Source organism: Azospirillum brasilense, assembly GCF_008365405.1.
Lineage (GTDB): Bacteria > Pseudomonadota > Alphaproteobacteria > Azospirillales > Azospirillaceae > Azospirillum > Azospirillum brasilense_D.
The window spans coordinates 54,697-67,872 of record NZ_QOKV01000020.1; the positions used below are offsets into that span (position 1 = coordinate 54,697).

A 13,176-nucleotide genomic window follows, 5' to 3' on the forward strand; every position below is an offset into this window, starting at 1 on the left:
CGCAAGCCGCCGATTCCAAGACGGGTCCAGTCTGGAGAAGACCCCGGCGACATGGCTCCGCTCCGGCCCGACCCTGCCGAACGCGCACCCTTGCCCACCGCACCGCAACCAGAAAGGGCAAACCATTGAATTTGACTTATCAAACCAAGAATAGAAGACGCGGCGAACTCATCGTCTTATGCCATTCCGCCTAATCCATCAAATTTTTGCGGAATTTTGAGACATTTTTCGATTGCTCTATTTTGGACCATGATTGCATCCATGATGGTTTGCTTTGCGTGGTAATCCTTAAGCACAGCATTCCATGCACCCAACGGGGGAAGGGCTTCGATGCGGATCGAGTTGGAGCGACCCTTGGCGTGGCCGGTGCGCCCGGTCCAAACCACCACCGGCCTTCATGTTTCGGCGACGTCCATCCTGATCGCCTGCGCGGACCGCGCGCTGGGCATCGGCATGCACGACGCCTTCGAACGCAACGGCCACCGCATCCATGTGACCCACGACCCCATCGCGGCGCTCGACACGCTGGAGGCGGACGGCAGCATCGGCATCGTGGCGGTGGAACTGGCCCTTCCCCATTTCGACGGGCTGGCCCTGGTCGAGCGGATGCGCAAGAGCGTGCAGCGGCACCTCCAGGTCATCGTCGTCGCGCCCAACGCCACGGCGGCCGACGTCGTCCGCGCCATGCATCTGCGCGCGGCGGATTTCGTCAGCGATCCGCAGGACGGCAGCCAGCTTCACGGCGCGCTCGCCCGAGCACTGGCCGCCCATCAGGCGGCGGCCCCCTTGCCCGCCCCGCCCCCGCCAGCCGGCAATGGCGAGTTGCAGGGTGCGCTGGAGGACGCCTACCGCCACGGCCTCGCCCTCATCGAAGCGGTGAAGGCGCTGCGCGAGGGCCAACCGGCGGCTGCCGCTCCGGTCCCGGTCCCCGCTCCCCCCGCCTCTACCTCCGCCGCGACAGGAGAGAACCGGCGCCTGGCGGTGCTGAGAACCCTCCAGCAATCCCGCGTCGCCCGCGACAAGTATTTCCCGAAGGGGCTGTTCGAGGACCCCTGCTGGGACATGCTGCTCGATCTGATGGCCAACCATTTGCGCGGGCGGCGGATTTCCGTGTCGTCGCTGTGCATGGCCTCCGGCGTGGCCCAGACCACGGCGCTGCGGCGGATCACCGAACTGCACGACCGTGGGCTGGTGCGCCGGATCGCCGACGAGAAGGACGGCCGCCGTGTCTTCATCGAACTGACCGAGCAGGGGATCGCCGCCCTGTCCGACTATGTCGAGCACATTCAGGAATTGACCTGACCGGCAGGAGTTGACCTGACCGGATCGGCGCGAATTGGCCCGGTCCGGCGGGTTTCCCGCCCAGACTGCTTCAACCGGGACCCGTCCCGGATCGACAGCGCACTCCGAAAGCGGCCAACATCGCGGCAAGGAACGCCCTGCGCGCAGGACGGCGGAGACCCGATGGCCGACCAGAAACTGAAGGATGTGATCGTCGTCGCGACCCCCACGGAGGGGATCGGCCCGACATCCTCCCTGCCCACGCGCCCGGCGACGCCCAGCGAGGAGCCGGACCGCCAGCGCATGGCCGAACGGCTGCGCGCCCAGGGCTGGAGCTACCGCCGCATCGCGGAGGAACTTCAAGTCTCCTACATCCTGGTGTCGCGCTGGCTGGGGGGTGACGGCGCCACGCCCACCGGTTCGCGCACGCCCCCTGCCGCCGCAACTCCCGCCCCGCCGCCGCCCGTGCCAAACGGAGCGCGGTCGACCAAGGCGACCAAGGCCGCGAAGGCGGCGGCAACCGCAGCGGCGGCCAACGCCGACGAGGATGTTCTGGCGCTCCAGTTCCGCGCCTTCGAACAGTATGTGCGCGAGGTCATCGACGCGATGGAGACGCGGCACGAGTCGCTTCTCCAACGCCAGGAGGAGTTGATCCAGGCGCTCGACACGGAACGCGCCGCCGCTCGCGTGCGGGAAGAGGAACTGCTCGCCACCCTCGACCAGGAGCGCCAGCGCTGGAGCGAGGCCGAGGATCGCTTCCGCGAGGAGCTCGATCGCTTCAAGGCGGAGATGCGCCGCGGTCAGAGCGCGGCGAGCGCGGTCGCCGTTGCCGCCACGGCTCTCGGCGAGGACGATGAGGAAGAAGAAGAATCCTCGGATTTCTCTGCCTTCAGCTTCGACGACGATGAGGACGAGGCCAAGGACGACGAAGCGGGCGGCGGTGACGCCAACGCCTTCAACTTCGATGATGACGAGGACGAGGACGGCAGCGATCCCTTCAGCTTCGACACCGACGACACGGAGGAGAAAGCCGAAGAGGAAACGGCCAAAGCGACCGACTCGGCCGACAACTCCGACGACGACGGCGACCCCTTCAGCTTCGACGATGACGAAACGGAGGAGACGGCCGAGGACAGCCCCGCCAAGACGGATGCGGAACCGGAGGAGGACCCGTTCTCCTTCGACACGGACGACGATCCGGACGAGTCCAAGACCGAAACCGAGCCGACCGGAACCGCGAACGCCGACGCCGAGGACAATCCCTTCTCCTTCGACGACGAGCCGGAGCCGGAACCCGAACCGGAGGCTCCGCCGAAGAAGAAGGGGCTCTTCGGCTTCTGGCGCAAATGACCGCCCTGCCGAGTTCCTGAGAAGAGCGCCGACGCACACGTTTGCGTGTTGATCGCGCCCCGATGCCGGTTGTATGAATGGGCGCATGACTCAACCGCGCCGCACCCTGTCCGCCGCTGAGCGGTTCGACTGGCTCCGACTCATTCGAACCGAGAATGTCGGACCGATCACCTTCCACCGCCTGCTGGAGCGGTTCGGCAGCGCCGGCGCCGCGCTGGAGGCGCTGCCCGACCTCGCCAGGCGCGGCGGACGGACCAAGCCGCTGCGCATCGCGGCGAAGGCGGACATCGAACGCGAGTTGCGCGCCAACGACCGCATCGGCGCCCGCCTGCTCTTCTCCTGCGAGCCCGACTATCCGGAACCCATGGCGGCGCTGGACGACGCCCCCCCGGCTGTGTCGGTCCTCGGTCACCCGCATCTGCTGCAACGGCGCGCGGTGGCGCTGGTCGGGGCGCGCAACGCCTCGATGAACGGCAAGAAACTCGCCGAGCGGTTGGCGAGGGAACTGGGAGAGGCCGGGCTGCTGGTCGTTTCCGGGCTGGCGCGGGGAATCGACACGGCTGCCCATGCCGGGGCGCTCGGCAGCGGAACGGCGGCGGTGGTGGCGGGCGGCGCCGACGTCGTCTACCCGCCGGAGAACGAGATACTCTACCGCGACATAGTGCAGCAGGGCGTGATCGTGGCGGAAAGCCCCATCGGCACCACACCGCAGGCCCGCCATTTCCCACGCCGCAACCGATTGATTTCAGGTCTGTCGTTGGGGGTGTTGGTGGTCGAGGCGGCGCTGCGGTCCGGCTCCCTCATCACCGCGCGCATGGCGCTGGAACAGGGGCGGGAAGTGATGGCGGTTCCCGGCTCCCCGCTCGACCCGCGCTGTCAGGGCACCAACAATCTTCTGCGTCAGGGGGCGGCCTTGGTGGAGGGGGTGGACGACGTGCTGCGGGCGCTGGACAACCTGTCGCCGCCGACCCTGCGGGAGCGCCAGGGCGACCTGTTCGCCCAGGCCCGCCCCGCTCCGCCGTCCGAGGCGGACCTTGAATCGGCGCGCGCCGTCATCCTGGAAAACCTCGGCCATACACCGGTTGCCATTGACGAACTCGTCCGCGGGTGCCAATTGTCCGCTCCGGTGGTGTTGACCGTGGTGCTGGAACTTGAGCTTGCGGGCCGTGTCCAGCGCCAACCTGGGAATCAGGTGAACCTGATCTGATCCCGATCCGCACCGCCGGTGTATGGGATAGGCACTTTCAGGGGCGCGGACTCTTGCCGGGCAGCAACGTCGTCATCGTCGAATCGCCGGCCAAGGCGAAAACCATCAACAAATACCTTGGCTCGGACTACACCGTGGTCGCCAGCTTCGGCCATGTCCGCGACCTTCCGGCGCGCGACGGATCGGTGCGTCCGGACGAAGACTTCGCCATGGATTGGGAGCTGGGCGACCGCTCCAAGCGCCACATCGACGAGATCGCCAAGGCGGTCAAAGGGGCCGAACGCGTCTATCTTGCAACCGACCCGGATCGCGAAGGGGAAGCCATCGCCTGGCATTTGTCGGAGCTGCTGCGCGAAAAGCGGCTGATCGACGAGTCCAGGGTCCAGCGCATCACCTTCAACGAGATCACCAAGACCGCCGTCCAAGCCGCGCTGGAGGCTCCGCGCGACGTCTCGCGGGAGCTGGTGGACGCCTATCTGGCCCGCCGCGCCCTCGACTATCTGGTGGGCTTCACCCTGTCGCCGGTGCTGTGGCGCAAGCTGCCGGGCTCCCGCTCGGCCGGCCGCGTGCAGTCGGTGGCTCTGCGCCTGATCTGCGAGCGCGAGTCGGAAATCGAGGTCTTCAAGCCGCAGGAATATTGGACCATCGAGGTGGGCTTCGCCACGCCGGGCGGCGCCTCCTTCACGGCCCAGCTCACCCAGCTCGACGGCAAGCGGCTCGACAAGTTCGCCCTGCCCGCCCGCGAGGCGGCGGAGGCCGCGGTGGCGCGCATCAGCCCGCAGGCCTTCTCGGTCGCGACGGTGGAGCGCAAACAGAGCCGCCGCAACCCCTCCCCGCCCTTCACCACCTCGACCCTGCAGCAGGAGGCCTCGCGCAAGCTGGGCTTCGGCGCCACCCGCACCATGCGCACCGCGCAGCGGCTGTACGAGGGCGTGGACATCGGCGGCGAGACGGTCGGCCTGATCACCTACATGCGAACCGACGGCGTCAGCCTGTCGCAGGAGGCCATCGAGGGTGCGCGCAACCTGATCGGCTCCCATTGGGGCGAGCGCTACGTCCCGGCGCAGCCGCGCGTCTACAAGACCGCCGCCAAGAACGCCCAGGAAGCGCACGAGGCCATCCGCCCGACCGACCTGTTCCGCCGCCCGGAGGAGGTCTCCTCCTACCTGGAAGGCGACGAACTGCGGCTGTACGAGCTGATCTGGAAGCGCACGCTGGCCAGCCAGATGGAAAGCGCGGTGCTGGATCAGGTGGCGGTGGACATCGCCTCGCCGTCCAAGGACGTCGTGCTGCGCGCCACCGGCTCGGTCGTCGTGTTCGACGGCTTCCTCAAGGTCTACCAGGAGGACCGCGACGACGGCGCCGCCGAAGACGATCAGGAACGCCGCCTGCCGGCCATGGAGCAGGGCGACGCCCTTGCCCGCGGCGCCATCAGCCCGGAGCAGCATTTCACCCAGCCGCCGCCCCGCTACACCGAGGCGAGCTTGGTCAAGAAGCTGGAGGAGCTGGGCATCGGGCGCCCGTCCACCTACGCCTCCATCCTCCAGGTGCTCCAGGACCGCAATTACGTGCGGTTGGACAAGCGGCGCTTCATCCCGGAGGACCGCGGGCGTCTGGTCACCGCCTTCCTGAAGAACTTCTTCAACCGCTACGTCGAGTACAACTTCACGGCCGACCTGGAGAACAAGCTCGACGAGATCTCCGACGGGCGGATCGACTGGAAGACCGTGCTTCGCGACTTCTGGCGCGCCTTCCACGTCGCGGTGGACGGGACCAAGGACCTGACCATCACCCAGGTCCTGACCACGCTGGACGAGGAGCTTGGCCCGCACTTCTTCCCGACCAACGCCGACAGCGGCACGCCGGGCCACGACCCGCGCGTCTGTCCGGTGTGCAGCCAGGGCCGGCTGGGGCTGAAGCTGGGCAAGATGGGCGCCTTCATCGGCTGCTCGCGCTACCCGGAATGCCGCTACACCCGCCCGCTCGCCGTCGCCAACGACGAGAACGGCGAGGCGCAGGAGGGTCCGCGCGAGCTGGGCAACGACCCGGAAACCAGCCTGCCGGTGACCGTGCGGCGCGGCCCCTACGGCGCCTACATCCAGCTCGGCCCGCCCCCGGTGGTGGCCGCCCCGGCCGAGGCCGTGGTGGAGGAAGCGCCGGTCGACGGCAAGAAGACCAAGGGCAAGAAAAAGGTCAAGGTCGAGGCTCCGAAGCCCAAGCGCGTCTCGCTGCCCAAGGGCATGGCCGCCGCCGACGTGGATCTCGACACCGCGCTGAAGCTGCTCGCCCTGCCGCGCAGCATCGGCAACCACCCGGAGACGGGCGAGGACATCAGCGCCGGCATCGGCCGCTTCGGCCCCTACCTGAAGCACGGCAGCGTCTACAAGTCGCTGACTCCCGACGACGATGTGCTGACCATCGGCATCAACCGCGCGGTGGATCTGCTGGCGGGCGCCGCCAAGAAGGCCTCGGCCCCCGCCAAGACGCTGGGCGACCATCCGAAGACCGGCAAGCCGGTCACCACCGGCTCGGGCCGCTTCGGTCCTTACGTCAAGCACGGCTCCGTCTACGCCTCCATCCCCAAGGGCACGGAAGCGGACAGCGTGACCCTGGAGCAGGCGCTGGAGCTTCTGGAGGCCAAGGCCGCCAAGGACGCCGCCAAGAAGGGCAAGGCCCCGAAGGACGCCGAACCGGCGGCGGCCGACGGCGCCGAGGCTCCCGCCAAGGCCGAGAAGCCGACCAAGGCCAAGGCGACGGCCTCGAAGAAGGAGCCGGCCAAGAAGGACGCGGTGAAAAAGGCCGCTCCGAAGAAGGCGGCTGCCAAAAAGGCCGACACCGAGAAGGCCGATGCAGGCAACGAGGAAAAGCCCGCCCCCCGCAAGCGGGCCTGACCGCGGGGAGAATGTCGGTCCGATGAGCGACCGCACAGCCCCCGTCAGGCGGTGGCGGTCGCCTTGGCCTTGGCCGCGTTGCGGCGATGGCGCAGCTTGACGCGGATGCGCTCGACCGGGCCGAGCAGCCGGGGATGACGACGCTTCAGCCGAACGAACAGGCGGCGGGCGTTCGCAGAATTGCGCAGCAGGATCACCCCACCGGCAAGGGCCACCGGGAAACCGAACGGCCCCGGCAACGGCGACATCAACGCACCCAGACCGATCAGGCTCCACCCCGTGCCGATCAGAGCCAGTTGCCGGACACGGGCGAGCGTGGGCCTCGGAAAACTAGACCGGGCCAGCAGCGAACGGCGAATGATGGCGCGGCGATGCATCGGGACTCCTCCTCCTGTGCCGAGAGCCATATGGGGGCAGCCGGACATGGGGGAAGAGCCTGGAGGATGTGACTTTTCGGGGAGGTCGCGGGCAAAGGTGGGTGTCAGTGCAATGGCGCGGCGCTGCGGGGCGGGCCCAGGACGAACAGCGCGGCGGTCACCTCCGCCGGGGCTGGCGCCCATTCGAAGTCGCGCATCAGCTCGCTGCGGGCGGCGTCGGCGCGCTCCGCCAGGGCGTTGCAGTCGGTCCGCCGGGCCGGCTTGCGGCACCTCCGGTCGGCGCAGCTTTCCAGCATCAGGCGGATCATCCGCTCCCGCTTGGCGGCGTCGACGAATCCCGATTGGTCGAAATACAGCTTGGTGAAGGCGACCTCGGTCACCGTGGGCGCAGCACCCTGCTTGCCGACCAGCACCGCCGACACCAATTCAACGCAGCGACCGGCGTAATCGGGGATCGGCGCCGTGCCGTCGTCGGCGCGGTCGTACTGGCGGCTCGGCAGCTCGACCAGCCGCCCGGACGTTTCCTTCACGAGGTAACGGCGCCACACCGGCATATCCGCCTCCCGTCTGGTTTCCCCATGGGCTGAAAAAAGGGTACACCAGACCGGACCGCGACGGAACAGCCCCTTTCCGGCTTCGGCCGGAACCGGACAGCACTCACCGGAGGAGAGGCGCGGCTCAACCTTCGGGAACGGGAAGGGTTTAGCCTGATGAAACTTCTGCGATTCGGCCCGCCGGGCCATGAGCGTCCGGGCCTTCTGGACCGCAACGGCGTGATCCGCGACCTGTCGGGCGTGGTGTCGGACATCGGTCCGGCCACCCTGACCGAGGATGGGCTGGCTCATCTGCGCGCGCTCGACACCGACCGGCTGGCCCAGGTGCCGGACGGCACGCGGCTCGGCCCCTGCGTCACCGGGGTGTCCAAGGTGGTCTGCGTCGGGTTGAATTACCGCGCCCACGCCGCCGAATCCGGCCTGCCCGAGCCGGCGGAGCCGGTGCTGTTCATGAAGGCAACCACCGCCATCTGCGGCCCCAACGACCCGGTCCAGATGCCCAGAGGCGCCACCAAGCTCGACTGGGAGGTTGAACTCGGCATCGTCATCGGGCGCACCGCCCGCTACGTCGATCGGGCCGACGCCTTCGACCACATCGCCGGCTATTGCGTCCTCAACGACGTGTCGGAGCGCGCCTTCCAGACCGAGAGCACCGGCCAATGGGTGAAGGGCAAGAGCGCCGACAGCTTCTGCCCGATCGGCCCCTGGATGGTCACCCGCGACGAGGTGCCCGACCCGCAGGCGCTGCGGCTGTGGCTGGAGGTGGACGGCCAGCCGATGCAGGACAGCACGACCGCCGACATGATTTTCGGCGTGGCCGAGATCGTGTCCTACATCAGCCGCTTCATGACCCTGCTGCCGGGCGACGTCATCGCCACCGGCACGCCGCAGGGCGTGGCAATGGGCCGCGGGCCGAACCATCCCTGGCTCCAGCCCGGCCAGACCATGCGCCTGGGTGTCGAAGGGCTGGGCGAGCAGCGCCAGTCCGTCCGCGCCTTCGAAGGCTGAGCAGCGCCGGGACCGGAATGGGAGAGTCTTCGATGAAGCGAAAAAGCCGTCTGGCCGCGTGGCTGCTCGCCGCCGGTCTCGGCACCTTGGCGGCGTCATCAAGCGCCGCAAGGGCTGAGGACAGCGCCGCGGCGCTGGCCGGGAAGACCTGCGGCACGCTGGAGTCGCGGGTGGCGGAGATCTCCGGCTCCGGCCCGGTGTTCCTGCGCAGCTACGACAGCAGCTTCGGCGTCGGCCAGACGTCGGAGCTGCCGCTGCGCGAGGCCGCCTTCACCTACGACAACGCGCTGGCCGTCATCGCCCTGGTCGCCTGCGGCAAGACGGAGCCGGCGCTGCGCATCGGCGAATCGCTGCTCTCCGCCGCCACGCTGGACCGCGCGCGGCGCCAGGGGCGGCTGCGCAACACCTACCGCGCCGGCGCCCAGACCCAGAAGCCGATCCCGCCCAACGGCTGGTGGGACGTCACCGCGAACCGCTGGTTCGAGGACGCCTATCAGGTCGGCTCCGCCACCGGCAACGTCGCCTGGGCGGGCTTGGCCCTGATGACCCTGGGCGACGCGACCGGCGAGGAGCGCTTCCGCAACGGCGCGGCGGAGCTGGCCCGCTGGGTGGTGGCGAACACCGCCGACCCGCGCGGGCCGGGCGGCTTCAACGGCGGCCTCCAGGGCTTCGACGACAAGCCGCAGGCCCTGACCTGGAAGGCGACGGAGCACAACACCGACCTCGTCGCCCTGTTCGGCTGGCTGGAACGCAGCGGCACGGCGGGGGACTGGGCCGGGCCGGAGAAGGCGGCGCGTGGTTTCCTCGACCGCATGTGGGCGGACGGCGGCGGGCATTTCCCCACCGGCACGGCGCCGGACGGGGTGACGGTCAACCGGGCCACCTCCGGCCTCGACGCCCAGCTCTGGCCGCTGCTGCTGCGCGGCGCGCCGGAATCCTGGCGGGCGGCGCTGGATTATGCGGAGAAGGCCCACGGGGTCGACGGCGGTTTCGACTTCAACGACGACCGCGACGGGATGTGGGTGGAGGGCACGGCGCAGGCCGCGCTGGTCTACCGCCTGCTGGGGCGGTCCGACGACGCGCAGCGGCTTCTGGCCGAGGTCGGCAAGGAGGTAAGCCGCGGCGGCCATGTCTGGGCGACGCGCGAGGACAGCATCACCACCGGCCTCGCCATCGGGCCGGACAGCACCACCGATGATTTCCGCTACTACCGCCGCCCCCACTTGGCGGTGACGGCTTGGACGGTCCTCGCCGCCGTGGGCTGGAACCCGTTCACCGGTGAGCGGGTGAAGTAACGGACGAAAAGAGCCCCTCTCCCGCCCCGGGAGAGGGTGCCCGCGAAAGCGGGCGGGTGAGGGTCGTCCGAGGATCAAGGCGTTGAGTCTCGGCCGTACCCTCACCCTTCCCGCGCGCCGCGCGGGCCCCTTCCCTCTCCCGGGGCGGGAGAGGGAGGTTCAAAGCCTTACTTGCGGACCTTGTTGATCTCGCCCTGCAGTTCGTTGAGCAGGTCGGCGCCGCCTTCCGCGGCGAACTTGTCCATGGCCGGCTTGACCATCTCACGCATGCGGCCCAGCTCGGCGTCGCTCAGCTCGTTGATCTGCATGCCCTTGTCCTTGAGGTAGGCGATGCTCTGCTTCGACGCCTCGCGGCTGTCCTTGCGCTCGAAGTCGCGCGAGGCGACGGCGGCCTCGGCGATGATCTTGCGCTCGTCGTTGGACAGGCCGTCGTACCAGCGCTTGGAAGCCAGAACGATCCACGGGCTGTAGACGTGCTTGGAAATGGTCAGGTACTTCTGGACCTCGTAGAACTTCGAGGACTGGATGGTGGTGACCGGGTTCTCCTGGCCGTCCACGGTGCCCGTCTCCATGGCGGTGAACAGCTCGGAGAAGGACAGCGGCACGGCGTTGGCGCCGAAGCCGTTGAACATGTCGATGTAGACCGGGTTCTGCATGACGCGCAGCTTGATGCCCTTCAGGTCCTCGACCTTCTCGACCGGGCGCTTGCTGTTGGTCAGGTTGCGGAAGCCGTTCTCCCAGTAGACGAGGCCGACGAGGCCCTTGTCGTTCAGCTTGGCCGCCAGCTTCTGGCCGAACGGGCCGTCGAACACGGCGTCGGCCTCCTGCTCGTTGTTGAACAGGAAGGGCAGGTCGAAGACGGCGAAGTCCTTGACGATGCCGACCAGCGTGGCGGTCGAGCCGACCATCATCTCCTGCGCGCCGCCGATCAGGGCGTTCTGCATCTGGATGTCGCTGCCCAGGCTGGCGTCGGCGAAGCCCTTGACCTTCAGCTTGCCGCCGGAGCGCTTGGACATCTCCTCGACGAAGAACTTCACGGCGCGGCCCTGGTTGCTGCTCTCCGACAGGCCGTAGCCGAAGCGGATCAGGCGCGGCTTGATGTCCTGGGCGGAGGCGGCGACGGGGGCGAGGATGGCGGCGGCGAGGCCGGTCGCCAGAAGGACGGAACGGAGCAGCTTCATGGGTCGGTTCTTCCCTGTAGCGTGTTGTGATTAATGGCGGAACAGAGTCAGCGGGGCCGTGACGATCTCCGGGACGGCGATCAGCAGGCTCAGCAGAAGCAGGTAGGTCAGCAGGAACGGCCAGATGCCGCGCGTGGCGCTTTCCAGCGAGATGCGGGCGACGCCGCACACCACGTTCAGCACCGTGCAGACCGGCGGATGGATCAGGCCCAGCGTGCCGGTCAGGACGAACATCACGCCGAAATAGGTCGGGTCGATGCCCGCCGCCGCGGCCAGCGGGGTCAGCACGGGGCCGAGCACCAGGATCGTCGGCGTCAGGTCCATCACCGTGCCCACGGCCAGCAGCAGCAGGGTGATGGCGACCATCAGCAGCTTCGGATGCTCCAGCAGCGGCGACAGCATCTCGTTCATCTGCTGCGGCAGGTCGGCCAGCGTCACCATGTAGGACGACACCAGCGCCGCCGCGCACAGGAACATCACCGTGCTGGTGGTGCGCGCGGCCTGGACCAGAAGCGGCACCAGATCCTTCAGCGTCACCTGCCGGTAGACGAACAGCGCCACGACCAGCGAGTAGACGGCGGCGACCACCGCCGCCTCGGTCGGGGTGAAGATGCCGCCGCGCAGGCCGCCGATGATGATGACCGGCAGGGCCAGCGCCCACACGCCGTCGAGCAGCGCATGGCGGCGCTGCTGCCAGTTCGCCTTGGGCTGCAGCTTCACGGTCATGCCGCGCACCACCCACATCCAGGTCAGCACCAGACCGGCGCCCATCAGCAGGCCGGGCACGATGCCGGCCATGAACAGGCCGCTGATCGAGGTGTTGGTGGTCACGCCGAAGATGATGAAGGGCATGCTGGGCGGGATGATCGGGGCGATGATGCCGCCCGACGCGATCAGGCCGGCGGAGCGCGGCACAGGGTAGCCGTTGTCGCGCATCATCGGGATCAGCAGCGTGGCGAGCGCCGCCGTGTCGGCGATGGCCGAGCCGGACAGGCTGGCCAGCATCACCGACGCGCCGATGGTCACGTAGCCCAGGCCGCCGCGGATGTGCCCGACGAGGCTGACCGCGAGGTTGATGATGCGCTGCGAGATGCCGCCGGCGTTCATCAGCTCGCCGGCCAGGATGAAGAAGGGCACCGCCATCAGCGGGTAGTTGTCGGCGCCGCTCAGCATGTTCTGGGCGACGAGCTGGGCGTCGAAGAAGTCGAGATGCACCATCAGCGCCACGCCCGTCAGCATCAGGGCGAAGGCGATGGGCATGCCGAGCAGCATCAGGCCGAACAGCGAGGAGAGGAAGACCGCAAGGGCCATGGAACGGGCTCCGCTTTCAGAAGGCCGGACGGTGTCAGTGCTCGGCGATGGCACCGCCCTGCGGGGCGGTGGCGCCGTGGGGGTCGCCGTTGCCGGGGATGTGCGCCGCCGCGTCGCCCGACAGGATGCGCCAGAGGTTGGCGAGGATCGTCAGCGCCATGGCGATTGCCGGGAAGAAGCCCGCGGCGGCGTAGAAGGCCATGGGGAAGCTCAGCACCGTGGAGCGCGTCTCCATCCCGATCAGAAGCTGGAACCAGCTCCCCTCGATGAACAGCCACAGCGCGTAGATCATCAGCAGGTGGCTGACCACCGCGCAGGCCTTGCGGGCGCGGGCCGGCAGGCGCGACTGGAGGATGTCCAGACCGAGATGCTGGTTGCGGCGCAGCGCCAGCGTGGCGCCCAGGAAGACCAGCCAGACGAACATCAGGCGGGCCAGCTCCTCGGCGGCGACGATGCCGCTGTTGAAACCGTACCGCAGAACCACGTTGCCGAAGACCAGTGCCACCATCACGGCGAGCATCAGCGCCATGATCCATTCGGTGACCATCTCCAGCGCTTCCACCATGCGCTTCATGCACACTCCTCGGCCCGCCGCGCGGCGGGGCTCACCCAAGCGGAAAGGGCGGCGGCAGGGGACGGACGCGGACAGGAGACGGTACGGAAGGGAACGGGCGGCGCGGCGCACCGGCAGCGGGGCCGGGCGGCGGGTCGGGGTTCCTCC

Annotated in this window: 11 protein-coding genes; 6 read left to right on the top strand and 5 right to left on the bottom strand. The window is 68.6% G+C overall.

The genetic code is table 11. From position 1 onward, the window contains the following. Nucleotides 1-330 precede the first annotated feature (330 nt). The 4 genes from DS837_RS24575 (at nt 331) to topA (ending at nt 6,729) form a co-directional block, all read left to right on the top strand. Nucleotides 331-1,302, top strand: coding sequence for a response regulator transcription factor (locus DS837_RS24575; RefSeq protein ID WP_149167132.1), 972 nt, complete (start codon nt 331-333; stop codon nt 1,300-1,302). Between the two features lie 162 nt (nt 1,303-1,464). Next, nucleotides 1,465-2,631 (top strand): helix-turn-helix domain-containing protein, encoded by a 1,167-nt coding sequence (locus tag DS837_RS24580; RefSeq protein WP_149167133.1) that lies wholly within the window; start codon nt 1,465-1,467, stop codon nt 2,629-2,631. Nucleotides 2,632-2,716: 85 nt separating this feature from the next. After that, entirely contained in the window at nt 2,717-3,838 is a 1,122-nt protein-coding gene (dprA, locus tag DS837_RS24585; protein ID WP_149167134.1) for a DNA-processing protein DprA, read from the top strand. 53 nt (nt 3,839-3,891) lie between these two features. Then, the gene (gene topA / locus DS837_RS24590) at nt 3,892-6,729 is read left to right on the top strand and encodes a type I DNA topoisomerase (RefSeq protein ID WP_149167135.1); all 2,838 of its coding nucleotides are present in this window, start codon (nt 3,892-3,894) and stop codon (nt 6,727-6,729) included. A 44-nt stretch (nt 6,730-6,773) separates the two neighbouring features. Here the strand turns inward: topA and DS837_RS24595 are convergent, their stop codons facing one another. After that, nucleotides 6,774-7,106 (bottom strand): hypothetical protein, encoded by a 333-nt coding sequence (locus tag DS837_RS24595; RefSeq protein ID WP_149167136.1) that lies wholly within the window; start codon nt 7,104-7,106, stop codon nt 6,774-6,776. A gap of 104 nt (nt 7,107-7,210) precedes the next feature. After that, nucleotides 7,211-7,660, bottom strand: coding sequence for a hypothetical protein (locus DS837_RS24600; RefSeq protein ID WP_149167137.1), 450 nt, complete (start codon nt 7,658-7,660; stop codon nt 7,211-7,213). 156 nt (nt 7,661-7,816) lie between these two features. Between DS837_RS24600 and DS837_RS24605 the strand changes: the two genes are divergently transcribed. After that, complete coding sequence (locus DS837_RS24605; RefSeq protein ID WP_149167138.1) at nt 7,817-8,668, top strand: fumarylacetoacetate hydrolase family protein; 852 nt, start codon at nt 7,817-7,819, stop codon at nt 8,666-8,668. Nucleotides 8,669-8,700: 32 nt separating this feature from the next. Continuing rightward, nucleotides 8,701-9,963, top strand: coding sequence for a PH domain-containing protein (locus DS837_RS24610; protein WP_149167139.1), 1,263 nt, complete (start codon nt 8,701-8,703; stop codon nt 9,961-9,963). A 167-nt stretch (nt 9,964-10,130) separates the two neighbouring features. On the opposite strand, the gene DS837_RS24615 is transcribed toward DS837_RS24610, so the two are convergent. Genes DS837_RS24615 through DS837_RS24625 form a run of 3 tightly spaced genes read right to left on the bottom strand, consistent with a single transcriptional unit; the run spans nt 10,131 to nt 13,029 of the window. Continuing rightward, nucleotides 10,131-11,144, bottom strand: coding sequence for a TRAP transporter substrate-binding protein (locus DS837_RS24615; RefSeq protein WP_149167140.1), 1,014 nt, complete (start codon nt 11,142-11,144; stop codon nt 10,131-10,133). Between the two features lie 30 nt (nt 11,145-11,174). Continuing rightward, nucleotides 11,175-12,455 (bottom strand): TRAP transporter large permease, encoded by a 1,281-nt coding sequence (locus tag DS837_RS24620; RefSeq protein ID WP_149167141.1) that lies wholly within the window; start codon nt 12,453-12,455, stop codon nt 11,175-11,177. Between the two features lie 34 nt (nt 12,456-12,489). Beyond that, the gene (locus DS837_RS24625) at nt 12,490-13,029 is read right to left on the bottom strand and encodes a TRAP transporter small permease (RefSeq protein ID WP_149167142.1); all 540 of its coding nucleotides are present in this window, start codon (nt 13,027-13,029) and stop codon (nt 12,490-12,492) included. Between the last annotated feature and the right edge of the window lie 147 nt (nt 13,030-13,176).